Below are 26,235 nucleotides of genomic sequence, written 5' to 3' on the forward strand. Positions count from 1 at the left end.
CGTCCGCTCATGGCAGCAGAGAGCCCCTCCGCCACAACCCCCGAAGCCGCCGCTAAAGCCATCACCGTCCGGCGGGCCCGAACCGGCGATGTCGCTGCCGTGCGCGCACTCCTCGACGCCTACGTCCGCGAGGGCATCCTGCTCGACAAAGCGACGGTGACGCTTTACGAGGACATCCAGGAGTTCTGGGTGGCGGAACGCGACGACAACGCCGAGGTGGTCGGCTGCGGCGCGCTGCACGTGATGTGGGAAGACCTCGCGGAAGTCCGCACTCTCGCCGTGAAGGCCGGACTGAAGGGCGCCGGCGTCGGCCACCGGGTGCTGGAGAAGCTGCTGCAGACCGCGCGCTGGCTGGGTGTTCGCCGCGTTTTCTGCCTGACCTTCGAAGTCGACTTCTTCGGCAGGCACGGCTTCGTGGAGATCGGCGAGACACCCGTCGACCGCGATGTGTACGCGGAGCTCCTGCGTTCCTATGACGAGGGCGTCGCGGAGTTCCTCGGTCTCGAACGGGTGAAACCGAACACCTTGGGCAACAGCCGGATGCTTCTGCATCTGTGATCGTTCCGCGGACCCGGATCGGTCCCCTATTGACCCCGGCACGCCTTGCCCCGGTGGCCTATGTCCGAAACGCGCACGTTTCCGGAGCGGGTGCGGGTGCCGGACTCTGCCTAGGGTTTGTGTTTTTCCAGCAAAAGCGGTTTGCTTTCCGACGTACTGCAGTACTGCATATAACAGGGGCGCGGCGGAACGGCGGCCGCCGCAGGCCCCCGGGTCCTCACGTTATCGATGAAAGGAAATCCGGTGGCACAGAAGGTTCAGGTCCTTCTTGTCGACGACCTCGACGGCGGCGAGGCGGACGAGACCGTGACGTTCGCGCTGGACGGCAAGACCTACGAGATCGACCTCACGACCTCCAATGCGGACAAGCTGCGCGGCCTTCTCGGGCCGTATGTCAAGAGCGGCCGGCGCACCGGTGGCCGCTCCTCCGGCGGACGCGGAAAGCGCGCCGCTTCCAGCAGCAGCCCGGACACCGCGGCGATCCGCGCCTGGGCGAAGGAGAACGGATACGAGGTCAACGACCGCGGTCGCGTTCCGGCTTCCATTCGCGAGGCCTACGAGAAGGCCAACGGCTGAGCGCGGTCGCGCCGCAGCCGGATGCGGTGGCACTGCGTGGCCACCGTGTCCACCAGCCGTACGAGATCGGGGGTGCCCGCGCCGGCACCCAGCGCCGACAGGGTCGGCAGCGAGGCCCCGGCCCCGCACCCCGGCACAGGGGGCCGCAGCCACACCGCGGCCCCCTGCGGTGGTTCCGCACGCCGTGCCGGGCCCGGCCGCCGGTCGGGCGGAAGGAGAACCGGCCCGTCCCCGGCCGCCCCGGTCCGGCGCTCCTCGGCCGCCCCGCGGTCCCCGGCTTCCCCGCACTCCTCGACTGCCCCGCGGTCTGCGGAACGGCATTCCTCGGCCGTCCCGTGGTCCGTCGCGGCCGTCGGCTCCCGGCCGGGCGGCAGCGGCGCCCGCAGCTCGGCGCCCTCGCCCAGCGCCAGCACGTCCAGCGGTAGACCGCCCCACTGCAGCCAGTCCAGCAGCCCCGGCACCTCCTCCGCGCTCCCGGCGGCCACCAGCAGCATCATCCGCCCGCCGTGCAGCGCCACCGGGGAACCGGGTGCCAGGTGCCGGAGCGCGGCGCGGCCCGCCTCGGCCGGTACGTCCAGCACGTCGAAGCGGGGCCCCACGCGCAGCCTCAGCGGCTCCCCGGGCAGCGTCGGCCACCCCAGGGCGTCCTCGTACCAGCGACGCGCCTGCCCGCCCGACTGCCCACCTGCCCGTCCGCCCGATCCGGGCGCTCGGCGCGGCAGGGGGACCACGGGCCGCGGGGTGACTGGGCCGACCATGCCAAGTGCAACCGCCGGAAGGCCGCCGGGGTTACGCTGGGTGCGCCGATTTGTGCGCAGAGTGCGGGCGCGGGGGTGCTCGCGGGGGTGCGGGACGGCGCAAGGCTGTTCGCCCGTAGCGGAGGGAACCGGCGCGCGCGGCATGGAGTGTCAGTCCGAGCGGGTAAGACATCCCTAGTGGGAGGGGGCGACACGCAGGTCCGGACGTCTCACGTTCGCCATCGGCGTACTGGCGACTGGGGTATCTGTCTGGCCTGCGGGAACATCGTCTCGCACCATCGGGTTGGAGCAGATGTCGGCGCACGGGGTCAGGAGGCCAAGGACGGTGTCGGCAGTTGGAATGAGCGGTCCCCGCTTGCGGGACTAAGCTGCGGAAGGACAGGGAGGGGAAGTTCCCCTAACTGCCTGACCGCTCTGAGGAGCGATTAACGATGTTCGAGAGGTTCACCGACCGCGCGCGGCGGGTTGTCGTCCTGGCTCAGGAAGAAGCCCGGATGCTCAACCACAACTACATCGGCACCGAGCACATCCTTCTGGGCCTGATCCACGAGGGTGAGGGTGTCGCCGCTAAGGCCCTGGAGAGCCTCGGGATTTCGCTCGAGGCGGTCCGCCAGCAGGTGGAGGAGATCATCGGGCAGGGTCAGCAGGCCCCGTCCGGCCACATTCCCTTCACCCCCCGTGCCAAGAAGGTCCTGGAGCTGTCGCTCCGCGAGGCGCTCCAGCTGGGCCACAACTACATCGGCACGGAGCACATCCTGCTCGGCCTGATCCGCGAGGGCGAGGGCGTCGCCGCCCAGGTCCTGGTCAAGCTGGGTGCCGATCTCAACCGGGTGCGGCAGCAGGTCATCCAGCTGCTCTCCGGCTACCAGCAGGGCAAGGAGGCCGCCACCGCCGGCGGTCCCGCCGAGGGCACGCCCTCGACGTCCCTGGTCCTCGACCAGTTCGGCCGGAACCTCACCCAGGCCGCCCGCGAATCCAAGCTCGACCCGGTCATCGGGCGCGAGAAGGAGATCGAGCGGGTCATGCAGGTGCTGTCCCGCCGGACCAAGAACAACCCGGTGCTGATCGGTGAGCCCGGCGTCGGCAAGACCGCCGTCGTGGAGGGCCTGGCCCAGGCCATCGTCAAGGGCGAGGTGCCCGAGACCCTCAAGGACAAGCACCTCTACACCCTCGACCTCGGCGCCCTGGTCGCCGGCTCCCGCTACCGCGGCGACTTCGAGGAGCGCCTGAAGAAGGTGCTCAAGGAGATCCGCACCCGCGGCGACATCATCCTGTTCATCGACGAGCTGCACACGCTCGTCGGTGCGGGTGCCGCCGAGGGTGCCATCGACGCCGCCAGCATCCTCAAGCCGATGCTGGCCCGCGGTGAGCTGCAGACCATCGGTGCCACCACCCTGGACGAGTACCGCAAGCACCTGGAGAAGGACGCGGCCCTCGAGCGCCGCTTCCAGCCGATCCAGGTCGCCGAGCCGTCCCTGCCGCACACCATCGAGATCCTCAAGGGCCTGCGCGACCGGTACGAGGCCCACCACCGGGTCTCCATCACCGACGAGGCGCTGGTCCAGGCCGCCACCCTGGCCGACCGGTACATCTCGGACCGCTTCCTGCCGGACAAGGCGATCGACCTGATCGACGAGGCCGGTTCGCGGATGCGTATCCGCCGGATGACCGCACCGCCGGACCTGCGCGAGTTCGACGAGAAGATCGCCGGTGTCCGCCGCGACAAGGAGTCCGCGATCGACTCGCAGGACTTCGAGAAGGCCGCCTCCCTGCGCGACAAGGAGAAGCAGCTCCTGGCCGCCAAGGCCAAGCGGGAGAAGGAGTGGAAGGCCGGCGACATGGACGTCGTCGCCGAGGTCGACGGCGATCTGATCGCCGAGGTCCTCGCCACGGCCACCGGCATCCCGGTCTTCAAGCTGACCGAGGAGGAGTCCAGCCGCCTGCTCCGCATGGAGGAGGAGCTGCACAAGCGGGTCATCGGCCAGAACGACGCCGTCAAGGCGCTGTCCAAGGCGATCCGCCGCACGCGCGCCGGCCTGAAGGACCCCAAGCGGCCCGGTGGCTCGTTCATCTTCGCCGGCCCGTCCGGTGTCGGTAAGACCGAGCTCTCCAAGGCGCTGGCCGAGTTCCTCTTCGGCGACGAGGAGGCGCTGATCTCCCTCGACATGTCGGAGTTCAGCGAGAAGCACACGGTGTCGCGGCTCTTCGGTTCGCCCCCCGGTTACGTGGGCTACGAGGAGGGCGGCCAGCTCACCGAGAAGGTGCGCCGCAAGCCGTTCTCGGTCGTCCTCTTCGACGAGGTCGAGAAGGCCCACCCGGACATCTTCAACTCGCTGCTGCAGATCCTGGAGGACGGTCGCCTGACCGACTCCCAGGGCCGGGTCGTGGACTTCAAGAACACGGTCATCATCATGACGACCAACCTCGGTACCCGGGACATCTCCAAGGGCTTCAACCTGGGCTTCGCCGCCCAGGGCGACACGAAGACCAACTACGAGCGCATGAAGAACAAGGTGTCGGACGAGCTCAAGCAGCACTTCCGGCCCGAGTTCCTCAACCGCGTCGACGACGTGGTGGTCTTCCCGCAGCTCACGCCGAACGACATCCTGCGGATCGTCGACCTGATGATCAGCAAGGTGGACGAGCGGCTGAAGGACCGGGACATGGGCATCGAGCTCTCCCAGTCCGCCAAGGAGCTGCTGTCCAAGAAGGGCTACGACCCCGTGATGGGCGCCCGGCCGCTGCGCCGCACCATCCAGCGCGAGGTCGAGGACACCCTCTCGGAGAAGATCCTCTTCGGCGAGGTGCGCCCCGGCCAGATCGTGGTCGTGGACACCGAGGGCGAGGGAGAAGCGCAGACCTTCACCTTCCGCGGTGAGGAGAAGTCCGCGCTGCCGGACGCCCCGCCGATCGAGCAGGCGGCCGGCGGTGCCGGGCCGAACCTGCACAAGGAGGCGTGAGCCTCCGGCGGCGCGAAGCCGGCGCACGACACGCCACGGCCGAGGGGCCGGTGCTGCACACTGCACAGCACCGGCCCCTCGGCCGTGGCCCGTTCCGGGCGCCCGGAACGGGGCGGGGCGCTACGAGAGCTGTCCGTCGTAGTCCGGCAGCTTGAAGGTCCGCTCGGCGTGGCCGCCCGTCAGGTCCCCTGCGCTGTTGCCGATGTTGGCGATGATCGTGTAGCCCTGCGACTCGATCTCGGCCCGCTGCGCGGTCTTGTAGTCGGCGACGTCCTTGAAGAGGTCCAGCAGCCCGCGCACGCGCAGCCCGGAGACCCGGTAGCCGTCGTGTTCGAGGTTGAACTCGGTGGGCCAGTACAGGATGCCCGGGCGCGCGGTCACGAAGAACAGGGCCACCCCGTGCTCCTGGGCGTACCGTGCGGCGTCCAGGACCGGCCGGTTGGCCGGCTGCGGGAAGCTGAAACCGAAGTCGGTCTCCAGCGAGGTGTTGTCGACGTCGAGCACGACGGCCTGCTTCTCGCCGGGTGCAGCGTCGGCGATCCGCTGCTTCAGGTACGGCAGCGCCCGGTCCATGACGGCCCGGCAGTCCCGCTGCCAGGTGTCGTAGCCGACGTCCGCCGTGGTGGAGGCGGACGCGGTGACCGCGGCGGAGGCGGCGGCCGGGACGGCGGCCGCGGGCGCGGCGTCCGCCGGGGCGGCGAGCGCCACCAGGGCGGCCGCGGAGACCACGGGGACGGAGATGCGTCGAAGCCGGGAGGGGCTTGCGGTCATGGTGGGGGGTCCTCTCACGTCGTGGACTGCGGATGTCGTGAGCATGCTCGCCGGGAGGGGTGGACTGAGGGCAACCGGCGAGTTACCGGACGGTAATGTGCCGTGAGGTCTGGATCACAGAGGGTGGGGCGGAGGAGTGACGAGGGTCACGAGGTGATCTCCACTCCTTCCGGGACGTTCCGGACCCGCGGCAGGCGCGGGTTGACGCGCAGCACCCGGAGGCGGGGGAACCCGGACAGCCAGGAGACGTCCGGGTCGGTCAGCTCCGCGTTGAGCCACAGATGCGTCAACTGCTCGGCGTCCAGACCCGCCAGCAGCTCCCGGGTCCGCATCACCCCCGCGACCTGGATGCGCGGGCGCCCGCCCAGGTCCCGCAGCGCCGCGAGCTCCGCGGTGTCGGTCACGGAGAAGTACAGGCCGTCCGGGTCCAGATGCCCGATGATCTCCTGCGCGTAGCGTTCGGTGTCGAAGTGCCTCCAGCACCGGGCGAGTTCGGTGCGGATCGGGAGCGAGGACCGGTCGCGCAGGCGGACCAGGTAGTCGATGGCGGCGTCGTCGCGGATCTGGGTCGCGGTGATGGCGAGCAGCAGCGCCTGCCGGTCGTCCTGCGGCTCCGGGTCGGGCAGCAGCTCCAGCACGATCGGGCCGACCCAGCCCAGCCCGCGGGCGGCCAGCTCGTTCGTGGGGCGCACCAGGTTCTTGGTGCGGTCGTGCACCAGCCGCCGGACCTCTGGATCGAGTTCGGCGACGTGTTCCAGGCAGGCGGCGGCCATCAGCCGCCGGTGGTTGATCTGCGGGCGCCGCAGCGAGGGCGCCGCCGACAGGAGCTGCTCCAGGAAGCGGCCGCACTCGTCCGGCCGGGCATGGGCGACCGCCATCCGCACCACCTCCTCCCACTCGGGCTGGTGCGCGTGGTCGACCAGGGTGGGGAAGCGGCCGCGCGCCACGACCTCCTTGGCGGCCAGGTAGTCCTGGAAGGTGCGGTGCACGAAGTCCACCGACTCGCCCGCCGGTTCGCGCAGCAGCCCGGTGCGGTGCAGCAGATGGCGGAACAGGGTCTCGCCGTCCCCCTGGGCCCGCGCGACCGGCATGGCGGGCAGCGCCTCGTCCAGGATGCCCACCGCCCGCTGCCGCGGCAGCTCCGAGGCGCCCTCCTCCAGCATGGCGTGCGCGAGCTTCTGCAGCAGCCGCTCCCGGGTGCCCTGCTGGAGGCGCACGTCGTCGGCGTACAGCACGTCACGTTCGGGGTCGCGGCGCTGCAGCAGCATCTCCAGGGCGGCGTCGTACAGCTCCTTGCGGCCCTGCGGCAGCGATCCGGCGCGGTCCCGGTTCAGGGCGCAGATCAGCCCGCACATCAGCGGGTTGGTGGCGAGCTGGCGCAGCTCGCGGTAGAGCCGTACGGAGTGCAGCAGCCGCTCCTCGTACTCGTCCAGCCGGCCCCCGTCGGGCGGCGTGGTGCGGTGGCCGGCCGCGCTGCCGAGCTCGTCGCGGCGGGCCGCCGAGTGCCAGTCCCGGACGAAGCGGGTGACCTGGTCCCGGGACATCGGCGCCAGCGACAGCTCGACGAACCCCTCCTCGGTGAGGCGTTCCTCCGACAGCCACCCGTCCTCCACGGCGGACGGGCGGGAGGTCACCAGGCAGCCGTTCCCGGAGAAGATCCGCAGCAGCCGGCGCAGCCGGTCGCGCAGTTCCCCGCGGGTCTTCTCGGGCGCCTCGTCGATGCCGTCGACCAGCAGCAGCGCCCGCCCGGAGAGGAGGGTGCGCACCACCCAGCCCTCGGGAGCCCGGCCGGCCAGCGGATGCCGGATCGCGTGCAGCAGGTCGTCCGGAGCGGGGAAGCCCTCGCGGGCGAACCGGCGCACCGGCAGCACGAACGGCACCCGGGAGCCCGCGCGGGCGGTGGCCACGGCCAGCCACTGCACCAGGGTCGTCTTGCCCGAGCCGGCGTCCCCGCGCAGCAGGATGCGCTCGTGGCTCTCCAGGGCGCGGTCGGCGAGCAGGACGGTGTGCTGCTCGTCGCCGGTGTCGCCGGGCAGCCCGCGACCGCTGTGCTCCTCCACCGCGAGGCTCAGGTAGGTCTCCTCCAGCGGCCACCGGTCCGGGGCGTTGGGGAAGTCCACGCCGACGATGGTCAGCCAGCTGTGCTGCCGGATCACCGACTCCGCGTAGGCGGCCTCGAAGTCGGTGTCCTCCCGGGAGCGTTCGGAGGGGCGGGCGGCCGCCTCGGTGTCGTTGACGTCGACGAGCTGCCTTATGCGGCTGGCGCGTTCGGGCAGCCGCCGCTGGAGGTGCGGGGAGCGCCGCACGAGGTGGTCCAGGAGGTGCAGGCAGACGGAGACCAGCAGCGCGTCGTGGAACCAGGCGGCGTCCGGGGACAGGGCCCGGTCGGCGCCCTGCACCGCCCCGCGCAGCCGGCGCGCGTAGTCCTGCGGGCCGAGTCGCACCGCGTCGGCGTCGGTGAGGTCGATCTCGGCGACGGCGAGCAGGGTGCGGGCCAGGACGTCGACCACGGCCGGCACCTCGGCGGTCGGGGCGCCGTGCCGTTCGGCGGCCAGCTGCACGAACTCGGCGGCCGCGCGGTGCACGTCGTCCGCGGTGCCGGGGGCGTCGGGGCCGCGCCAGGCGGCGAGGGCGGGAAGGGGCTCGGGTCCGGCGGGCGGCCGGTGCGGGGGGCGCAGCAGGCGCTGCACCAGGGGCGCGGCCTGGGCGGAGGGGATGCGCACGACGGGTTCCACGCAGATCGGTGCCCTTTCTGGTGCTCCTCGTGGGACGGTGTCAGATCCGTGGTCCGAGCACGACCGTGATCCGGTCCGGCACCTGCCGCAGCACGGCGGCCGGCACGTCGGCGGTCACCCGCACCTCCCGCAGGCGGGGGAAGGCGGCGAGCCAGGCCAGCCCCTCCACGGGGTGTGCGGCGTCCAGCCCGAGGAGGATGAGCCGTTCGGCCACGATCAACTCGGTCAGGTCCTCGACGCGGTAGGCGCCCCTGACGTCGATGGCCTCGCGGCCCCCGAGGTCCCGCAGGGCGCGCAGGTCGTCGGGGGAGCGCACCACGGCGGAGACGTCCTGGGGCAGATGGGCGATGATCTCGCGGGCGTAGAGCTCGCGGTCGAACATCGGCCAGCTGTGCGCCAGTACGAAGGGCAGCAACGGGTCCGGGTGGTCACGGAAACGGGTCAGGAAGTGCAGTGCCGCCTCGCTGCCCACCGCGACGGCCGTCTGCACCACCGCGAGCGCGTCCGTCTCGTCGATCTCCTCCGGCCCCGGCAGCAGGGCCATCACCAGATCGCCCCCGGCCGCGGCGAGTTGCTCCGGTTCCTGGGCGCCCGACGGCGGGATGAGCCCCGCCAACCCGTCCTCCACCCGCTGCCGCACCTCCGGGTCCACCTCCGCCACGTACCGCAGGCCGGCGGCCGCCAGCAGCGTGCAGCGCGCCGTGTCCCGTGCCACCAGCCGGCGCAGCATCTGCTCCGCCTCCTTCGGCCGGGCGTGGGCGAGGGCGAGCAGCACCACGTCCTCCCACTCGTCCTGGTCGGCGTGGTTGACCAGCAGGTCGAAGTCGAGTTCCTGCACGGCGAGCCGGGCGCCGAGGTAGTCCTGGAAGGTGCGGTGGAGGAAGTCCACGCGGCTCTCGGCGGGTTCGCGCAGCAGTCCGGAACGCAGCAGCAGGGTCCGGTAGACGTCCGGCTCGGTGCCGTCCAGTCCGAGCGCGGGCAGGGCGCGGCCGATGATGTGCAGGGCGTCGGCGCGGTCCATCTCCGCGCGGCTGTTGCGGATCAGCCACCAGGCCAGCTTCTGCAGCAGCTGCACCTGGGTGGCGTACGGGATCGGCGGGCCGTCGGGGGCGGGGAGCTCCCGCTCGCGGTCGCGGCGCTCCAGCAGCATGGTCAGGGCGGCCTCGTACAGCGACCTGCGGTCCTGGGGGAGGAAGCCGCGCCGGTCGCGGTGCAGGGCGCACAGCATGCCGCACATCAGCGGGTTGGTGGCCAGCCGGTTCAGCTCGCCCGTGGTGCGCACGGACCGGAGCAGCGAGGCGCCGTCGGCCTCGGCGGCACCGGCGGCGCGGTGCCAGCGCCGGACGAAGGTGGCGACGTCGTCGCGGGTCATGGACGCCAGCACGAGTTCGCCGAAGCCCTCCGCGGCGAGCCAGTCCTCGGGGACGGCGGAGGGGCGGGAGGTGACCAGCCACAGGTTGCCGGGGAAGGTCCTGACCAGTTCGCGCAGCCAGCGCCGGGCGGCCTCGCGCCGGGCGGCGGCGATCTCGTCGACGCCGTCGACCAGCAGGACGCCGCGGCCGGCGCGCAGCACGCGTTCCACCCAGCCGGGGGGCTGCTCCCCGGCGACGGGGCAGCCCACGGCCCGCAGGAAGTCGCCGGGGACGGGGAACTCGGTGCCGGGCCGGACGATCCGGCGCATCGGCAGCACGAACGGCACGCGTCCGACGAGGTGGTTCAGCCCGTGGCCGCAGCCGCGGTCGGCGGTGGTCACGGCGAGCCACTGCACCAGCGTGGTCTTGCCGGAGCCGGCGGCACCGCGCAGCAGGACCTGCTCGTGGCGGGCCAGCACCTGCTCGGACGGGACGGGGAGGGACTCTGCCGCGGTGGGGTGTTCCCCGCGTGCGGACGCCCGGCGCAGCGTCTCCAGGCTCAGGTAGGCGGTGTCCAGCGGCCATTCGCGGGTGCCGGCGTCCAGGCCGTAGATGGTGAGGGTGCCGTGCCGGGTGGCGATGTGCTCGGCGTACCGGGTCTCGAAGGCGGCGTCCTCGGCGGACTGGGACGGAAGCCGTTCCCGCAGTACGTCGACCGCCTCGACCAGGCGGGCCAACTGCCGGCTCTGCACGGTCTGCTGCCGGGCCACGTAGGTGGAGCGCTGGGTGAGGAAGTTCAGGATGTGCAGCGAGGCGGTGTTCAGGAGCCGCTCGTACAGCAGCAGCCCGCCCTCGCCGAGTCCGTACGAGGAGAGCTGTACCGGCTCGCTCAGGAGGCGGGCGAACCGCTCCGGTCCCAGCCCGACGGCCTCGTAGTCCTCGATGGTGATCTCGCCGAGCCGGGACAGGGTGCGGGACAGCGCCTCCCCGACGGCCTCCGCCTCGGCGCCGTCCACCGGCTGTTCCCCCGGTCCGGCCTCCCGTAACGCCCGGCGGACGAGTTCGGCGACGACCTTGTCGACGTCCTTCGGGGTGACGCCGCGCTTCTCGGGTCGGAAGGAGACCAGGGCCGATATCCGCACCGGCCGTTCGACCAGGCCGGCGCCCGGCTGGTCCTTCCTGAAGAGCCTGCTGACGAGGGGTTTGACGGCGCTGGAGGCGATCCGGGCGCCGAGCGCTGCGGCGTCGACCATGGTTCGAGGGTAGGTGAACTGCCCCGGGGAAGTGACCTGTTGCACACGACGCAGGTCACACCGGCGGAGGCGCGGGGCTGCTGCCCGGTGACATGCCACACAGGCGTTTTGTCCGTTACTAAGCGGAATAGTGGATATTGAGAATCGGACAAAAATGACTTTCCGGTTCATGGTGGTGGGCTTTTTGGGGCTTTGAGCGGCCTTCTGTCCCTCATGCCCGCTGTGTCAAGAAGTCGGGATTTCCGAGGGCATGTACTAGTTTCCGTCGTAGATCACATGTTTGAGCGCTTTGGGCGGGCGGGTTACCAAGGAGTGGCCCATCCGGCGGACGCCTGTGCGTCGGGGGGCTTTCCTCTGTCTCCGTCCCCTTGGGGTAACGATGTTCCAGCGCGTCACGTCCCGTCCCTCCCGTACGTCCCGGCTCCGCACCCGAGCGGCCGTGCTGGCCGCCGGCATGGGCGCCTCGGCCGTTCTGGGGGCCGGGGTCGCGGTCGCCGCCGATGCCGCCACCCCCGCCGCGAGCGTCGCCGGCGCCGTCCAGGCGCAGGCCGCCGCACAGGCCAAGGCCGCCCAGCAGGCCGAGGTCGCGGCCGCGAAGGCCGCGGCCGCGAAGAAGGCCGCCGTTCAGAAGGCGGCGGCGAAGAAGGCGGCCGCGAAGGCCGCCGCGAAGAAGAAGGCCGCCTCCTGGATCGACCCGGTGAAGAAGTACCGGCTGTCGGCGACCTTCCACCAGGCGGGCAGCATGTGGCAGTCCACCCACTCCGGGCAGGACTTCGCCGTTCCGAGCGGCACGAACGTCATGGCCGCGCACGGCGGCACGGTCGTCAAGGCGGGCCCGAACGGCGCCGGTGACGGCCCCGCCTACGGCAACGCCATCGTCATCAAGCACTCCAACGGCGTCTACTCGCAGTACGCGCACCTGTCGCGGATCGACGTGAAGGTGGGTCAGGTCGTCACCACCGGACAGCACATCGCGCGGTCCGGCAACACCGGCAACTCCAGCGGCCCGCACCTGCACTTCGAGATCCGCACCACCCCGAACTACGGCTCGGCCGTCGACCCGGTCGCCTTCCTGCACCGCAAGGGCGTCAAGGTCTGATCCCGCGCCGAGGCCGCGGCCGGGTCCCGGCGCTCCCGGGCGGTTCCGCCCGGAAGGGCCGTCTCGTCACCGGAGCGTGAGGGGCACGGTTCGAGGACGGCCTCCGGTTCCGTCCGCCGCGGCTGCGGCAGGGCTGCGCCGCCCCCGGCGGACCGGGTGCCCTGCCGCGTCAGGTGCCCTGGTGCGCCTGGGTGACCAGGTCGGTCGCGACCTCGAGAACGGCCCTGCGCTTCTCCTCCAGGTCGCCGGGCACGTCCTTCAGCACGAACATCCCCGCGTGCATCGTGGTCATGGCGCTGATGCAGCGGACCTGCTCGACCAGCTCGGCGTCCGGGTCGACGAGGATGTCCCGCATGTCGATCATGCGGTCCTTGAAGATCTCGCCGATGCGCAGCTCCCGCACCGTCGCCTGGTTCTCCTGCATGAACCGGAACAGCGGGGCCGCCTCCACCAGCGCCTCGCTGTAGCGGCGGAGGATCTCCCGCTTCGTCCGGAGCGTCTGCGGCTGGCCGCGACCCCATGCGATCAGGTCCTCGATGGGTCGCGAGAGGTCCTCGAAGATGCTGACGAGGATCTCTTCCTTCGTCTTGAAGTGGTAGTACAGCGCCGCCTTCGTGACCTCCAGGCGCTCGGCGATCTCGCGCAGGGAGGTCTTCTCGTAGCCCTGCTCCGCGAAGAGTTCGAGCGCCACGTCCTGGATGCGCTGGCGGGTGTCCCCGCGGCGCCGCTGGTCCTTGGTGCCGTTCATGATCAGCCCATCCTCCTACCTCGGCACTGCCCCAGGAAACTTACTTGACGCCCGGCTAGTTTCGCGTCTACTGTCCCAGTGTAGACACTTGCCGGTCGGCAAGTAAGTGGACTGAGTGGGGGAGTGGGAAGCGATGGCGGACACATCACCTACCGCCGCGGGCCGGGGGCCCGCGGCGGCGGACGACGCGGAACAACCGAAGAACGTACGGGTCGTCATCCTCGCGCTGATGATCACCATGATGCTCGCCATGCTCGACAATATGATCGTCGGCACCGCGATGCCGACGATCGTGGGCGAGCTGGGCGGGCTGGCGCACCTGTCGTGGGTCGTCACCGCGTACACCCTGGCCACCGCGGCCTCCACCCCCCTCTGGGGCAAGATCGGCGACATGTACGGGCGCAAGGGCGCCTTCATGACCTCGATCGTGATCTTCCTGGTCGGCTCCGCGCTCAGCGGCATGGCCCAGGACATGGGGCAGCTCATCGGCTTCCGCGCGATCCAGGGCCTCGGCGCGGGCGGCCTGATGGTCGGCGTCATGGCGATCATCGGCGACCTGGTGCCCCCGCGCGAGCGCGGCAAGTACCAGGGCCAGATCGCCGGCGTCATGGCGCTGGCGATGATCGGCGGCCCGCTGGTCGGCGGCACCATCACCGACAACTGGGGCTGGCGCTGGACCTTCTACATCAACCTGCCGCTGGGTGTCGTCGCCCTCTCCCTGATCAGCGTCGTCCTGCACCTGCCGAGGAAGCGGTCCCAGGCCCGCATCGACTACCTGGGCGCCGCGCTGCTGACCGTCGGCATCACCTCGATCGTGCTGGTGACCACCTGGGGCGGCACCGAGTACGCCTGGACCTCCGCCCGGATCATGGAACTGATCGGCATCGGCGTGGCCGCGCTCGTCGGCTTCGTGTTCTGGCAGACCAGGGCCGCCGAGCCGGTGCTCCCGCTGCACATCTTCCGCAGCCGGAACTTCACGCTGATGGCCGTCATCGGGTTCATCGTCGGCTTCGTGATGTTCGGCGCCACGCTGTTCCTGCCGCTGTACCAGCAGTCGGTGCAGGGCGCCTCCGCCACCAACTCCGGACTGCTGCTCCTGCCCATGCTGGGCGCGATGCTCGTCACCTCGCTGGTCGTGGGGCGGACCATCACGGGCACCGGCCGCTACAAGATCTTCCCGATCCTCGGCGGCGCGCTGATGATCCTCGGCCTGTACCTGCTGTCGACGATGGACACCGGCACCACCAGGCTCACCTCGGGCGTGTACATGGCCGTGGTCGGCCTCGGCATGGGCTGCCTGATGCAGATCACCATGCTGGTCGCCCAGAACAGCGTGGAGATGAAGGACATGGGCGTCGCTTCCTCCTCCAGCACCCTGTTCCGCACCCTCGGCTCCTCCTTCGGCGTCGCGATCATGGGCGCGCTGTTCAACCACCGGGTCCAGGACGTCATGGCCGCCAGGGCCGGAGCGGTCGGCCAGGGCATCACCGAGAAGTCCGCCCAGCTCGACGCCGCGAGCCTGGCCAAGCTGCCCGCGGCGGTCCGGGAGGCCTACCAGCACGCCGTGTCCGCCGGTACGCACACGGCGTTCCTGCTGGGCTCCGCGGTGGCGGTGATCGTCCTGGCGGCGGCGCTGTTCGTGAAGGAGGTCCCGCTGCGGGGCGCCGGACCCAAGCCGGAGGCGGCCGCGGAGGACGGCGCCCCGGCGTCGGCGGCGGTCCCCGAGGCGGTGTAGCCCGGCCGGTCCGCAGCGTGCCGCTCGACGGCCGGCGGATCGTGGGCGCGCGGCCCGGCGAGTGGCGGGGCCGGTCCGCCGGAACGCCGGTGGAGCGCGGCAGCGGAGACCGCGGCGGCAGCCGGCCGCTGCGACAACCGGCCGCTGCGACAGCAGGCCGCCATGGCGCCGAGCCTCCACGGCGGCGAACCGAAGGCCCCCGGAGGGTGTCCGCCCCGGGGGCCTTCCCCTCTGTCCTCGACCAGGATCGACCGCGACCGGGCGCCCGCAGCGCCCCGCGTCGCCTCTGCCCGCCCCGGGTCGCCTCTGCCCGCCCCGCACCGGGCAGCCCGCCCCGCACCGGGCAGCCCGCCCCGCACCGGGCAGGCCGCCCCGCACCGGGCGGGTCGTGCCCGCCCCGCCCGCGCCGCGGTCTGCCCGCCCTACCGGGCCGGCAGGATCCGATGGCTGCCGGTGTTCGTCGGCGCGTGTTCAGGCAGCCACAGGACGGCGACCGCGCCCTCGGCCGGCGGCCGGCGGCCGGGCATGCCGACGGGGCGCACGTTGCGGAAGGTGAGCCGGGCGCCGAGCACCCGGGACTGGCCGGCGGCGATGGTCAGGCCCAGGCCGTGACCGTGTCCGGCACGGTCGGTGCTGCCGGTGCGGAAGCGGCTCGGCCCGTCGGCGAGCAGGTCCTCGGGGAAACCGGGGCCGTGGTCGCGGACCCGGACCACCCGGCCCTCGACGGTGACCTCGATCGGGGGCCTGCCGTGCCGGGCCGCGTTGGCCAGCAGGTTGAACAGCACCCGCTCCAGCCGGCGCGGATCGGTGGTGACCTCCGACTCGTGCACCACCCGCACCTCGGCCCCCGGGTCCTTGACGGCCACCCGCCGGGCGACGAACTCGCCGAGCATGATGTCCTGCAGCTCCGCCCGCTCCGAGGCACCGTCCAGCCGGGCCACCTCCAGCACGTCCTCCACCAGGGTCCGCATCGCCTTCGCCCGGTCCAGTACGAGTTCCGTCGGCCGGCCCGGCGGCAGCAGCTCGGCGGCCGTCAGCAGCCCCGTGACCGGGGTGCGCAGCTCGTGCGCGATGTCGGCGGTGACCCGGCGTTCCGCCTCCAGCCGCTGCTGGAGCGCGTCCGTCATCGCGTCCACCGCGCTGGCGAGGTCGTCGGTCTCGTCCCGGACCACACCGCCGATCGCGTCCCGGACCCGTACGTCCGTCTCGCCGCCCGCGACCTGGTTCGCGGCGGCCGCGGCCTTGCGCAGCCGGCGGGAGAGCTGCCCGCCGATCAGCACACCGAGTGCGCTGCCGCCCAGGACGACCGCGATGGAGCCGATGACCAGGGCCTGGTCGAGGTCGTGCAGGATGTCCGTGCTGTGGTCGGTGACGCCGGTGTGCAGGGACAGCACGTGCCCGTTCTTCACGGGTACGGCCGCCCATATGTCCGGCGCTCCGTGCCCCCGGTCGGACACGTAGGTCACCCGGCGGCCCTCGGACGCCCGCTGCCGCAGCTCGGCCGGCAGATCCGGGTCGTCGATCCGGATCCCGGGGAAGTTGGGCCGCCCGGACAGCTCGTAGTTGCGCTGCGCCAGTTGCAGCCGCTCGTCCGCCAGGTCGCGCGCGTTGTCCAGCATCGACACCCGTGCGGCGTTGTGCACCACCAGGCTGAGCGCCACCGCGATCAGGGTGCCGACCAGGGCGATGGCCGCGCTGAGTTTCCATCGCAGCCCGGTGCGGATGGCCGTGCGCTCCCGGAGCAGGCGCCTCGTCGTCCCCCGCATCGCGTCGCCCCGTTCAGGCCTTCAGCTTGTAACCGAAGCCGCGGACCGTCTCGATGCGGTCCTGGCCGATCTTCGCGCGCAGCCGCTGGACATGGACGTCGACGACCCGGGTGTCCCCGCCCCAGTCGTAGTCCCACACCCGTTCCAGGAGCTTGTCCCGGGAGAGGACGGTGCCCGGAGCGGCGGAGAACTCCAGCAGCAACCGCATCTCGGTCGGGGTCAGCGCCACCGGCCGTCCCGCACGGCGCACTTCCATGCCGTCGGTGTCGACCGCCAGTTCGCCGAAGGTCAGTACTCCTCCGTTGCCGGTCGCGGCCCGCTCCTCGGACCGTCCCCGGCCGCCCGCGTGGCCGAAGCGGCGCAGCACCGCGCGGATGCGGGCGACCAGCACCGCACCGTCGAACGGTTTGGTCACGTAGTCGTCGGCGCCCGCCTCCAGGCCCAGGACCACGTCGATGGAGTCGGCCCGCGCCGAGAGCATGATCACCGGGACGGTGGACTCGTCCCGGATGCGGCGGCACAGGCTGACCCCGTCCAGGCCGGGCACCATGACGTCCAGCAGAGCGATGTCGGGGCGGTCGGCCCGGAACGACTCCAGTCCGGACAGCCCGTCGGGCATCGCGGTGACCGCGAAGCCGTCCCGCTCCAGAGCGAGCTGGGTGGCCTCGCGGATGACGTCGTCGTCCTCGACGAACAGGACGTGGGTCTGCTCTGCCATCCGGGTGCTCTCAGTCCTCTTGGGGGTCTCGTACCGTCGTGCGGTGTGCCCGTGCAGTGTGCCGTCCCCCGCGGCCGTCCGTCTGCGGGTCAGCCGCTCCCGGGTACGGGAGAGGGGTCGCCGCCACCGACTGCGGTGCTGTAGTCGGTGTGGTGGAAGTCCTGCTGGACGAAGCGCCCCCCGGCCCACGAGTAAGTGATCACGTTCTCGCCGGACGGACTCGACACCGGGTCGTCCTTCTCGTACACCTGCTTGGTCACCGTCAGGTCGCCGCGGTCGATCTCCGCGTACACCGGGGACTCCTCGGCCGTGAACACGTTCTCGTACCGGCCGTCCTCCTCGCGGTACACGTAAGAACCGACACCCACCGCGTCACCGCAGGTCAGCACGTTCACGACGATGTCGTCGGCGGACCCTCCGGTCAGGTTGCCGTAGGAGACGTCGACCGGGTAGTCGTCGCCCGCACACGGGCGCAGATCCCGTCTGACCGCGGCCGAGACCGACGGGTCGTCCTCGACGAGCCGGACCGGGTCCACCCGGGGGAGCGTCGCCGAGGCGCCGGTCGAGGGCGAGGCCGCCGCCCGAGCCACCGAGTCGGCGTGTGCCGGGCCCTCGTCGCGGGCACCCGTGCCGCCCGCGCCGCAACCGGAGACCGAGAGGCCGACGGCGGCGATCACGACCGCCGCCGTCACCGCTGCCGGCACGGTCGACCGGCCCGGCGCCGGACCCGCGCCGGTCGCCTCCGCCGCCGGGTTCCGGGGCGACCGCCCCGGCCGCGCAGCCGCCGCGCCCCGCAGCCCCTCTCGCCGCAGCGCGCGCAGGCGCCGGTACCCGCGGTACGAGCGCTCGCGCCCGGCACACCGCGGGCCCGACCCGGACGCGGCCGGGCCGGCCTCCCGGGCGGACCACGGGACCCTCGCACCAGACCCTAGGCCGCGCAACGCTCCCGCTCCTCACGCTCCAGCGCGCGTGCGTCCAGATCGCGGGCCTCCAGCTCCTGGCGGAGCCGGGCGAGCGCCCGGTGCAGCGTGCTCTTGACCGTTCCGGCCGACATGCCGAGGGCGGCGGCCGTCTCTTCCGTGGACATCTGCTCCCAGTGTCGCAGCACGACCACGCTGCGCTGCTTCGGGGCGAGCACCTTCAGCACGTCCATGAGCAGGGCCCGGTCGGCGTGCTGCGCCGTGGAGTCCTCGACGCGGGCGTCCGGGAGCTGCTCGGTGGGTACCTCCTCCAGCTTCCGCGCACGCCACCACTCGGTCCTCGTGTTGATCATCACCCGGCGCAGGTAGGCGTCCGCGAGCCGCTTGTCGGAGATGCCCTCCCAGCGGCGGAAGGTCCGCGCCAGCGCGGTCTGCAGCAGGTCCTGTGCGTCGATGGGGTCCGGGACCAGCCGGCGGGCGCTGCGCAGCAGCGCGTCCTGCCGGATGCGGACGTACTCCTCGAACTCGAGCACCTCTCCCTGCGCCATGGTCAACAGCCTCCCGATCCCTGAATTGCCAGGTCTCCGGCGGTCGTGTCGCCGGGCTCACCGCCTGTGGCCCCTGGCCGTCCCGTGACCGCCGGGTACCGGATCGAAGCTACGGAGGCGTTGTCACGGCGCTGTCCGAGGCAGCCTGCGGCTGGCAGTCAGCTGTCAATCGGTTGTGTAACGGAAGGAGGAACAGGGCGAAACGGGTGGCCCTTTGGTAGTGGTATGCGGTGAAAGGACGGGCCGGGCACCGGCCGTGTCGTTCAACGGTGTTGCGACGGAGTGACGGACGGAGTGACGGACTGGAGTGACGGCGCGGCGGCGCCGGCGGCGTGCGGACGCGTGCGGTGTGCGGGCACGGGCGGTGGGGCCCCGGTGCCGGCGCGGTTGCATGGCCCGGTGGCGTGGCCCGGTGGCTCGGTCCGGTGTCACGGTCCGTGTCACCGGTGGCGCGGCCGCGGCGCCGGGGCCGCGCACCGCAGCCGCGCCTCAGGCCAGCGGCAGCCGGTACAGTCCGCCCGCGAGCGGCTCCACCAGCCCGTCCGCGACCAGCCCGTCCAGCGCCCGGGCGCGCTGCACCGGCTCGTGCCACACCCGGTCCAGCGCGGCCTGCGGCACCGGCGCCTGCGCCTCGCGCAGCACGGCCAGCAGCTTCCCGCGCACCTGCCGGTCGGTCCCGGCGTACGTCTGCGCGCGGCGCGGCGGGCCGGCATGCTCCGGCTTGCCGGCCAGCAGCCACGCGCACCGGTCGGCGATCGGGCACCGCCGGCAGTCCTCGTTCTTCGCCGTGCAGACCAGGGCCCCCAGTTCCATGGAGGCGGCCGCCCAGCGTGCCGCGGTCCGCTCCTCGTCGGGCAACAGGGCGCGCGCCAGCTTGCGTTCGGCTGCGGTGGTGGCGTTCGGCGGGAACTGCTCGCCGGTGACCGCACGGGCGAAGACCCGGCGGACGTTGGTGTCGAGCACGGCGTGCCGCTGGCCGTAGGCGAAGGACGCCACCGCTGCCGCGGTGTACTCGCCGATGCCGGGCAGCGCCAGGAGTTGGGCGTGGTCGGCGGGCACGTCGCCGCCGTGCCGCTCCGTTATGGCGACGGCGGCGCCGTGCAGCCGCAGGGCGCGACGCGGATAGCCGAGCCGGCCCCAGGCGCGCACCGCCTCGCCGGGTGCCTCCTCGGCCAGGTCGGCGGGGCGGGGCCAGCGGGCCAGCCACTGCTCGTAGACCGGCAGCACGCGGTTGACGGGTGTCTGCTGGAGCATGAACTCGCTGACCATCACACCCCAGGCGCCGGCCTCCGGACGCCGCCAGGGCAGATCGCGCGCGTGTGTGTCGAACCACGCGATGACAGGGGAGTGCAGGGGCGCTCCGGGGGCGCTGTCGGAGTCGGAGCCGGCAGGGGTGCCGGTACTGTGCGGGGGCTTCGTGGGCGCAGTCATGGCACTTCCGATCCTGCCATGAGGGGACACGCACACGTGCGCAGCGGGCGTCACGGGGTGGCGTGCGGCGTGATGCGGTACGCCGTGCGTGCGGGGATGCGCCCCCGCCTTCCGGCGGGCGGGTCCGGGACGCGGCGCGGTGCACGCCCGGGGGAGGCCGTGCCGGTGCCCCCCGGGATGATGATCCGGAAAAGTTGCGCGCCAAGCGGCGGGTAGGGCAGGCGAACGGCGTGATCTCTCGTACAGTTTGCGCCGTGGGATCTCTGCGCAATCCGATCGGGCCGCTTCCCTCCTCCATCTACTGGCGACGGAGGTTCGTACTGCTGTCCGCGCTCGCGCTGTCCGCGCTGCTGATGGCATGGGTCGTCACCTCCGGCGGCGGAAGCGGCGACAACCGGGCCGACGCCTCCAACGGCGGCCGGAATCCCGCACCTTCGATCACTCCCGGCCCCTCCGGCTCCGGGCCGGCGATCAGTCAGCACCCCGGCGGGCGGGACACGTCCGGCGGCACGGGCTCCGGTGGTTCGGACTCCGGTGCCTCGGCGGGCGGTTCCGGCGGGGACGGCGACGCGTCCGGCGGCACGGGTGACGGCGCCGACGACGGCGCCAACGGCAGCGGCGACGGGGCGGCCGCCGGGGGTGCGGCGCAGCCCGCCGGGTCGGTCCTGCCGGCCGGGTCGACGCTGCCCGACTGCACCGCCGGCAGCGTGACGTTGACCGTGAGCAGCCTGCGCAACTCCTACTCGCCGGACCAGACGCCCACCTTCCGGCTGCTGGCGAAGAACACCTCCGGGACCGACTGCAAGGTCGATCTCGGCCCCGCCACCGCCGTGCTGACGATCACTCAGACGGACAGCGGTGACGCCTACTGGGCGTCCGACGACTGCCCGCACGGCGCGCGCAGCAGGCTGTACCGGGTGCCGGCGGGCAGCAGCATCGCGTACACCGTGAAGTGGGACCGCAAGCCGAGCGCCGACGCGTGCGGGACGCCCCCGCCCGGGACCGCCGAGCCCGGCACCTACCTGCTGGAGGCCAGGGCGCCGGGGTACGCCACGGTGCGCACCTCCTTCGTGCTGTCGGCGGACTGATCCGCATCGGAGGGCGGCCCGGGCGGACCCGGGGCCCGCACCCGACGATCCGCACCACCGACATGCATGGCCACCGCCGACGCGCATGCCCACCACCGACCGGCGCCCGCCTCCCCCTGACGGTCGCAGTGCGCGACGCCCCCGGCGCGCGGCCGGGCGCACGGTGAGCCCGGACGCACGGTGCGACCGGCCGAGGCGCGACCGGGACGGGGCCGTGACCTGGACGGGGACATGACCGGGACGGGGACATGACCGGGACGAGGCCATGGGGGTTGCGAGCGCGGCCCGGTGCAGGCGCGGCGCCTGGTGCAGCGCCCGGCCGGGAGCGCCGCGCGGCCCGGAGAGCCCCGCGTGCCCCGGGGGTACCGCGTGACCGGGAGCGCCGCGTGCCCCGGGGGTACCGCGTGACCGGGAGCGCCGCGGGGGCGGGCGCGGCACAGGACCCGGGGGTGCCGCGAGGCGGCACGTCCGGTCTTGCCGCTCGGCCCGGTGCGCCTCGCCGGACCAGGAAGTGTTCCCCGGCCCGGTGCCGCCGTCCCGTCAGACGTACCGCTCCAGGATCGACGACTCCGCCAGCCGGGACAGGCCCTCGCGGACGCTGCGGGCCCGGGCCTCGCCGACGCCGTCGACCGTCTGCAGGTCGTCCACGCTGGCGGCGAGCAGTTTCTGCAGGCCGCCGAAGTGCTCCACCAGGCGGTCGATGATGGCGCCGGGCAGCCTCGGCACCTTCGCCAGCAGCCGGAAACCGCGCGGCGAGACCGCCGAGTCCAGCGCCTCGGGGGAGCCGGTGTGGCCCAGGGCGCGGGCCACGGTGGACAGTTCGAGCAGTTCGGCGTGGCTGAGCTTGTCCAGCTCGGCCAGCGCCTCGTCGACGGTGCGGGAGCGCTTGGCGGTGGGCGCGGGCACGTAGTCCCGGACCACCAGTTCGCGCTCCGGCTCCACACCGGCGATCAACTCGTCGAGCTGGAGGGCGAGCAGACGGCCGTCGGTGCCCAGCTCGACCACGTACTCGGCGATCTCGGTGGCGATGCGGCGCACCATCTCCAGGCGCTGCGCGACCGCGGACACGTCCCGCACCGTGACCAGATCCTCGATCTCCAGCGCGGACAGCGTGCCCGCGACCTCGTCGAGGCGGAGCTTGTAGCGCTCCAGGGTGGCCAGGGCCTGGTTGGCGCGGGAGAGGATGGCGGCCGAGTCCTCCAGCACGCGCCGCTGACCGTCCACGTACAGGGCGATCAGGCGCATGGACTGGGACACCGACACCACCGGGAAGCCGACCTGCTTGCTCACCCGGTCCGCGGTGCGGTGCCGGGTGCCCGTCTCCTCCGTCGGGATGGTCGGGTCCGGGACCAGTTGGACGCCGGCCCGAAGGATCTTCGACAGGTCCGAGGACAGCACGATGCCGCCGTCCAGTTTGCACAGCTCACGGAGCCGGGTGGCGGTGAACTCGACGTCCAGGACGAAACCGCCGGTGCACATGGCCTCGACGGTCCGGTCGGAGCCGAGCAGGATCAGACCGCCGGTGTTGCCGCGCAGGACCCGCTCCAGGCCGTCCCGCAGGGGGGTGCCGGGTGCCACGGCGCTCAGCGAGGCGCGCATCAGGCCGTCGGCGCCGGTACTCCCACCGGACTTTCCGGGAGCCGCCGCCCGGTCGTTGGCTGCCACTGCACTCCTCCGGTCGCAGGTTCTGAGGTGCTCGCGTGTCGCACACTCGGTCGTACGGACGGGCGAGACCAGGGCAAAGTCTACCGGCGGTCCTCCGCCTCCCGTGGGGCCTCTCGGCGACGGGAGCGCGGCAGGACCCGCAGGGCGTCCCCCATGTCGGCGACTTCCAGGACCTTCATGCCGGGCGGGATCCGGCCGGGATCGCCCGGTACCAGCGCATGTGTGAAGCCCAGGCGGTGGGCTTCGGCGAGCCGGCGCTGCACGCCGGTGACGCGTCTCACCTCGCCCGCGAGCCCGACCTCGCCGATCGCGACCAGGTTCTTCGGCAGCGGGGTGTCACTGGCCGCCGAGGCCAGGGCGAGGGCGACCGCCAGGTCGGCGGCCGGCTCGGACAGCTTCACCCCGCCGACCGTCGCGGAGTAGATGTCCCGCTTGCCCAGGGCGCTGATCCGGCCGCGCTGCTCCAGCACGGCCAGCATCATCGACACCCGGGAGGTCTCCAGCCCGGACGTGGTGCGGCGCGGGGAGGGGATCTGGGAGTCGACCGTGAGCGCCTGGACCTCGGCCACCAGCGGGCGGCGGCCCTCCAGGGTGACCGTCAGGCAGGTGCCTGGCACCGGCTCGTCACGGCGGGTCAGGAACAGGCCGCTGGGGTCGGCCAGGCCGGTGATGCCCTCGTCGTGCAGTTCGAAGCAGCCGACCTCGTCGGTGGCGCCGTAGCGGTTCTTGACGCCGCGGACGAGGCGCAGCCGCGCGTGCCGGTCGCCCTCGAAGTGCAGGACGACGTCCACCAGGTGCTCCAGGAGGCGCGGGCCCGCGATCGCGCCGTCCTTGGTGACATGGCCCACCAGCAGGGTGGACATGCCGCGCTCCTTGGACGCGCGGATCAGCGCGCCGGCGACCTCCCGCACCTGCGCCATCCCGCCGGGGGCGCCGTCGATCTCCGGGGAGGCCACCGTCTGCACCGAGTCGAGGACCAGCAGGGACGGCTTCACCGCGTCCAGGTGCCCGAGGACGGCGGCCAGGTCGGTCTCGGCGGCGAGGTAGAGGTGGTCGTCGAGGGCGTTGATGCGGTCGGCCCGCAGCCGCACCTGGCTCGCGGACTCCTCACCGGTGACGTACAGCGTCCGGTGCTCCTCGCCCGCCGCCTTGGCGGCCACGTCGAGCAGCAGGGTCGACTTGCCGACGCCGGGCTCTCCCGCGAGCAGGACGACGGCTCCGGGCACCAGGCCGCCGCCGAGGACGCGGTCAAGTTCGGGGACGCCGGTGGAGCGGGCGGTGGCCCGGCGGCCGTCCACCTGGCCGATCGGCAGGGCGGAGCTGGTCACACGGCCCGGTGCGGTGGTGCGGACCGCGGGCGCGCCGTACTCCTCGACCGTCCCCCACGCCTGGCACTCGGGGCAGCGGCCGAGCCACTTGGCCGTCTGCCAGCCGCACTCGGTGCAGCGGTAGGAGGGACGGTCCTTGGTGGTCCTGGTGCGGGCAGCCATGGGCAAACCGTAGCCGCAGCCTCCGACAGCGCGAGGGCCGCAGGGGAGCGGACCGGGGTCCGTCGCCCTCCGCCGCCGGGGGCGACGAGGCCGCCGCACCGGCGGGAACCGGCCACCTCGTCATGAACGAGCCAGGAAACGTGCTGCTCCTGTCCCCTTATGAGGGATCGTTTAACCCGTATGGATTAAAAGAGTTCAAGGCTGGAGAACCGCCCTGCTCGAGCGCCCTACGGTCGCACGGATGATGAGCAGCAGCCCGGACATCCCGACCCGCACCACCGGCGCGCACCGGGCGCACCGCGAGGCGCGCGACCGAGCGGCGGCGCACACGCTCGCGCAGCGCCCGCCCGAGCGATACGAGCCCTATCTGGACGGCCTGTTCACCTACTGCCTGTCCGTGCTCTGCGACCACGACGACGCCACCGCCGCCGTCGGCGACGTGCTCGGACTGGCCGAGCGGCGCACGCACCGCGTCCCGGCGGCGCCCGGCGACCTCCGGGCCTGGCTGTACGCCCTGACCCGCTGGGCGTGCCTGCGCCGGCTGGCCGAGGCCAAGCAGAAACGTCCGGGCACCCATGCGGCCGGTCGTCCCGGCGCCGACCGGTCCGGCCGCCGCGCCGCACCGGGGCAGCGCTGGAGGCAGCGGGCGCGGCCGCCCGAGGAGCAGCGGTCCGCCGGCCCGCCGCTCTCCGCCGCGGAGCAGCGGCGCCGGCAGCGCGAACTGGCCGTGCTGGCCTGGCCGGAAGCGGCCGGAACCAGTCCGGAGCAGCGGGAGGCGCTGGAGCTCGCCGTGCGCCACCACCTCGCCGCCCACGAGGTCGCCGCGGTGCTCGGCATGGACCTCGCCGCCACCCGTGACCTGCTGGCCTCCGCCGCCTGCGAGGTCGAACGCACGCGCGCGGCGCTGGCCGTCGCCCAGGCGGGCGGCTGCCCGGCCGTCGCCCGCCTCACCGGTGACGGAAGGTTCGTGCTCAGCGCCACCCTGCGCCGGGAACTCGTCCGCCACGTGGACGACTGCCCGCGCTGCCGCCGCATCGAGGAACGCGCGATGCCCGGCCGCTGGCCCGGCTCCTCCCTCACGCCCGCGGAACTGCCCGTCGTGGAGGCCCCCCGCGCCGCCCTGCACGTCGCGCTCGCGCACGTCCCGCGCGCCCGGGGCGCCGCCGCCCCCCGGTTCGACCGGCGCGGCTTCCCCATGGACCCCAGGGAGCGGGCGGCCCGGCGGGAGCGGCTGCGTGCACGTGCCGTCACCACGACCGTCGTCGCCACCGTCGTCGCCGCTCCGGTACTCGCGGTGTGGGCCGCCTGCCGGTCCGCACCCCCCTCCGAGGACAGCGCCGGCGGACCCGCCAGCACCGGCCGGGAGCACGGGTCCGACAGCCTGAACGGCAAGCCGTCCGGCGACTACGAGAACGCCGGCAACGCCGCCGCCCGGACCGGCTCCCGCTCCCCCGGTGCCGGCGGCTCACCCGGCGTCTCGGTGGACGTGGTCAGCGTCACCGGTGCCGGCGACACCCCCGCCGGACACCTCGACGTCGCGGCCGAGACCAGCGGCGACACCACGCTGATCACCCTCACCGCGACCGGGGCCGGTCCGGTGACCTGGTCGGCCACCACCCGGGCCGGCTGGCTCCGGCCGAGCCGCACCTCGGGCACCCTGGCCCCCGGCGAGTCACTGACGATCAGGGTGCACGTCGACCGGCTGCGCGAACCGTCCGGACACTGGAGCGCGAGCCTGGCGCTCGCCCCCGCCGGAGTCGTCGTCACCATCGAGGGGTACGGCACCGCGCCCGCCCCCTCCGACTCCGCCCCGGGGGCCGGTTCCGCCACGGCCACCCCCGGCGGTCCGCCGACCGGAACCGCCTCCCCGGACCCCGCCCCCACCTCATCGGCATCCGGCGATCCGACACCCGGCGACCCGTCCTCCTCGCCCGCGCCCGACCCGACGCCCACCGCCACCGGCACCGCGCCCTCGGACCGGTCGGGGGGCTCGACGCCGCAGCCCGGCGGCAGTACCGGCCCCGGCCCCTCCCCGTCGTGACCCGGGAAGCCGGACCGACCGTG

Annotated in this window: 19 protein-coding genes; 7 read left to right on the top strand and 12 right to left on the bottom strand. The window is 73.0% G+C overall.

All coding sequences use genetic code 11. The features are described 5' to 3' along the window. Nucleotides 1–9 precede the first annotated feature (9 nt). The gene (locus ACL02U_RS04880) at nucleotides 10–558 is read left to right on the top strand and encodes an amino-acid N-acetyltransferase (protein ID WP_412789363.1); all 549 of its coding nucleotides are present in this window, start codon (nucleotides 10–12) and stop codon (nucleotides 556–558) included. A 243-nt stretch (nucleotides 559–801) separates the two neighbouring features. Then, entirely contained in the window at nucleotides 802–1,134 is a 333-nt protein-coding gene (locus ACL02U_RS04885; RefSeq protein ID WP_412789364.1) for a histone-like nucleoid-structuring protein Lsr2, read from the top strand. Here ACL02U_RS04885 and ACL02U_RS04890 read toward each other — a convergent pair. Next, nucleotides 1,113–1,892, bottom strand: a complete 780-nt coding sequence (locus ACL02U_RS04890) for an SCO3374 family protein (RefSeq protein ID WP_412789365.1) — start codon at nucleotides 1,890–1,892, stop codon at nucleotides 1,113–1,115. The two genes, ACL02U_RS04885 and ACL02U_RS04890, sit on opposite strands and share 22 nt — an antisense overlap. A gap of 431 nt (nucleotides 1,893–2,323) precedes the next feature. Between ACL02U_RS04890 and ACL02U_RS04895 the strand changes: the two genes are divergently transcribed. Continuing rightward, complete coding sequence (locus tag ACL02U_RS04895; protein ID WP_412789366.1) at nucleotides 2,324–4,852, top strand: ATP-dependent Clp protease ATP-binding subunit; 2,529 nt, start codon at nucleotides 2,324–2,326, stop codon at nucleotides 4,850–4,852. Nucleotides 4,853–4,972: 120 nt separating this feature from the next. On the opposite strand, the gene ACL02U_RS04900 is transcribed toward ACL02U_RS04895, so the two are convergent. From ACL02U_RS04900 to ACL02U_RS04910, 3 genes are all read right to left on the bottom strand, one after another. Beyond that, nucleotides 4,973–5,623, bottom strand: coding sequence for an HAD family acid phosphatase (locus ACL02U_RS04900; RefSeq protein ID WP_412789367.1), 651 nt, complete (start codon nucleotides 5,621–5,623; stop codon nucleotides 4,973–4,975). A gap of 146 nt (nucleotides 5,624–5,769) precedes the next feature. Continuing rightward, nucleotides 5,770–8,346 carry an NACHT domain-containing protein gene (locus ACL02U_RS04905; protein ID WP_412789368.1) on the bottom strand — a complete coding sequence of 859 codons (2,577 nt, stop codon included), beginning with the start codon at nucleotides 8,344–8,346 and terminating at the stop codon, nucleotides 5,770–5,772. 52 nt (nucleotides 8,347–8,398) lie between these two features. After that, nucleotides 8,399–10,963 (bottom strand): NACHT domain-containing protein, encoded by a 2,565-nt coding sequence (locus tag ACL02U_RS04910; protein WP_412789369.1) that lies wholly within the window; start codon nucleotides 10,961–10,963, stop codon nucleotides 8,399–8,401. A 379-nt stretch (nucleotides 10,964–11,342) separates the two neighbouring features. Here ACL02U_RS04910 and ACL02U_RS04915 point away from each other — a divergent pair, with 379 nt between their 5' ends. Beyond that, entirely contained in the window at nucleotides 11,343–12,062 is a 720-nt protein-coding gene (locus tag ACL02U_RS04915) for a M23 family metallopeptidase (RefSeq protein WP_412789370.1), read from the top strand. A 169-nt stretch (nucleotides 12,063–12,231) separates the two neighbouring features. On the opposite strand, the gene ACL02U_RS04920 is transcribed toward ACL02U_RS04915, so the two are convergent. Continuing rightward, nucleotides 12,232–12,810 (bottom strand): TetR/AcrR family transcriptional regulator, encoded by a 579-nt coding sequence (locus tag ACL02U_RS04920; RefSeq protein WP_412789371.1) that lies wholly within the window; start codon nucleotides 12,808–12,810, stop codon nucleotides 12,232–12,234. Nucleotides 12,811–12,943: 133 nt separating this feature from the next. On the opposite strand from ACL02U_RS04920, the gene ACL02U_RS04925 reads away from it, so the two are divergent. Continuing rightward, a complete protein-coding gene (locus ACL02U_RS04925) occupies nucleotides 12,944–14,545 on the top strand; it encodes an MDR family MFS transporter (protein ID WP_412789372.1) in 1,602 nt (533 codons plus the stop codon). A gap of 422 nt (nucleotides 14,546–14,967) precedes the next feature. Here the strand turns inward: ACL02U_RS04925 and cseC are convergent, their stop codons facing one another. The 5 genes from cseC to ACL02U_RS04950 form a co-directional block, all read right to left on the bottom strand. Beyond that, on the bottom strand, nucleotides 14,968–16,311 hold the full coding sequence (gene cseC / locus ACL02U_RS04930; RefSeq protein WP_412789373.1) for a two-component system sensor histidine kinase CseC: 1,344 nt from the start codon (nucleotides 16,309–16,311) through the stop codon (nucleotides 14,968–14,970). Between the two features lie 13 nt (nucleotides 16,312–16,324). Continuing rightward, on the bottom strand, nucleotides 16,325–17,029 hold the full coding sequence (gene cseB / locus ACL02U_RS04935; RefSeq protein ID WP_412789374.1) for a two-component system response regulator CseB: 705 nt from the start codon (nucleotides 17,027–17,029) through the stop codon (nucleotides 16,325–16,327). An 89-nt stretch (nucleotides 17,030–17,118) separates the two neighbouring features. Further along, a complete protein-coding gene (locus tag ACL02U_RS04940) occupies nucleotides 17,119–17,721 on the bottom strand; it encodes a hypothetical protein (RefSeq protein ID WP_412789375.1) in 603 nt (200 codons plus the stop codon). A 236-nt stretch (nucleotides 17,722–17,957) separates the two neighbouring features. After that, a complete protein-coding gene (locus ACL02U_RS04945) occupies nucleotides 17,958–18,497 on the bottom strand; it encodes a SigE family RNA polymerase sigma factor (protein ID WP_412789376.1) in 540 nt (179 codons plus the stop codon). A gap of 489 nt (nucleotides 18,498–18,986) precedes the next feature. After that, a complete protein-coding gene (locus ACL02U_RS04950) occupies nucleotides 18,987–19,928 on the bottom strand; it encodes an A/G-specific adenine glycosylase (protein ID WP_412789377.1) in 942 nt (313 codons plus the stop codon). 254 nt (nucleotides 19,929–20,182) lie between these two features. Between ACL02U_RS04950 and ACL02U_RS04955 the strand changes: the two genes are divergently transcribed. Then, nucleotides 20,183–21,016 carry a hypothetical protein gene (locus ACL02U_RS04955; protein WP_412789378.1) on the top strand — a complete coding sequence of 278 codons (834 nt, stop codon included), beginning with the start codon at nucleotides 20,183–20,185 and terminating at the stop codon, nucleotides 21,014–21,016. Nucleotides 21,017–21,556: 540 nt separating this feature from the next. Here ACL02U_RS04955 and disA read toward each other — a convergent pair. After that, nucleotides 21,557–22,681 carry a DNA integrity scanning diadenylate cyclase DisA gene (disA, locus tag ACL02U_RS04960; protein WP_412789379.1) on the bottom strand — a complete coding sequence of 375 codons (1,125 nt, stop codon included), beginning with the start codon at nucleotides 22,679–22,681 and terminating at the stop codon, nucleotides 21,557–21,559. A gap of 80 nt (nucleotides 22,682–22,761) precedes the next feature. Further along, nucleotides 22,762–24,171 carry a DNA repair protein RadA gene (gene radA, locus ACL02U_RS04965; protein WP_412789380.1) on the bottom strand — a complete coding sequence of 470 codons (1,410 nt, stop codon included), beginning with the start codon at nucleotides 24,169–24,171 and terminating at the stop codon, nucleotides 22,762–22,764. A gap of 241 nt (nucleotides 24,172–24,412) precedes the next feature. Here radA and ACL02U_RS04970 point away from each other — a divergent pair, with 241 nt between their 5' ends. Beyond that, nucleotides 24,413–26,212 carry a BACON domain-containing protein gene (locus tag ACL02U_RS04970; RefSeq protein WP_412789381.1) on the top strand — a complete coding sequence of 600 codons (1,800 nt, stop codon included), beginning with the start codon at nucleotides 24,413–24,415 and terminating at the stop codon, nucleotides 26,210–26,212. The last annotated feature ends 23 nt before the right edge of the window (nucleotides 26,213–26,235 follow it).

Source organism: Streptomyces sp. MS06 (genome assembly GCF_047200655.1).
GTDB lineage: Bacteria > Actinomycetota > Actinomycetes > Streptomycetales > Streptomycetaceae > Streptomyces.

Bases quoted from the DNA above. Each gene is read 5' to 3' on its own strand.
- ACL02U_RS04880 (WP_412789363.1), top strand. From the start codon at position 10: ATGGCAGCAGAGAGCCCCTCCGCCACAACCCCCGAAGCCGCCGCTAAA.
- ACL02U_RS04915 (WP_412789370.1), top strand. From the start codon at position 11,343: ATGTTCCAGCGCGTCACGTCCCGTCCCTCCCGTACGTCCCGGCTCCGC.
- ACL02U_RS04950 (WP_412789377.1), bottom strand. From the start codon at position 19,928: ATGACTGCGCCCACGAAGCCCCCGCACAGTACCGGCACCCCTGCCGGC.
- cseC (WP_412789373.1), bottom strand. From the start codon at position 16,311: ATGCGGGGGACGACGAGGCGCCTGCTCCGGGAGCGCACGGCCATCCGC.
- cseB (WP_412789374.1), bottom strand. From the start codon at position 17,029: ATGGCAGAGCAGACCCACGTCCTGTTCGTCGAGGACGACGACGTCATC.
- ACL02U_RS04970 (WP_412789381.1), top strand. From the start codon at position 24,413: ATGATGAGCAGCAGCCCGGACATCCCGACCCGCACCACCGGCGCGCAC.
- ACL02U_RS04920 (WP_412789371.1), bottom strand. From the start codon at position 12,810: ATGAACGGCACCAAGGACCAGCGGCGCCGCGGGGACACCCGCCAGCGC.
- ACL02U_RS04945 (WP_412789376.1), bottom strand. From the start codon at position 18,497: ATGGCGCAGGGAGAGGTGCTCGAGTTCGAGGAGTACGTCCGCATCCGG.
- ACL02U_RS04925 (WP_412789372.1), top strand. From the start codon at position 12,944: ATGGCGGACACATCACCTACCGCCGCGGGCCGGGGGCCCGCGGCGGCG.
- ACL02U_RS04900 (WP_412789367.1), bottom strand. From the start codon at position 5,623: ATGACCGCAAGCCCCTCCCGGCTTCGACGCATCTCCGTCCCCGTGGTC.
- radA (WP_412789380.1), bottom strand. From the start codon at position 24,171: ATGGCTGCCCGCACCAGGACCACCAAGGACCGTCCCTCCTACCGCTGC.
- ACL02U_RS04890 (WP_412789365.1), bottom strand. From the start codon at position 1,892: ATGGTCGGCCCAGTCACCCCGCGGCCCGTGGTCCCCCTGCCGCGCCGA.
- ACL02U_RS04895 (WP_412789366.1), top strand. From the start codon at position 2,324: ATGTTCGAGAGGTTCACCGACCGCGCGCGGCGGGTTGTCGTCCTGGCT.
- ACL02U_RS04910 (WP_412789369.1), bottom strand. From the start codon at position 10,963: ATGGTCGACGCCGCAGCGCTCGGCGCCCGGATCGCCTCCAGCGCCGTC.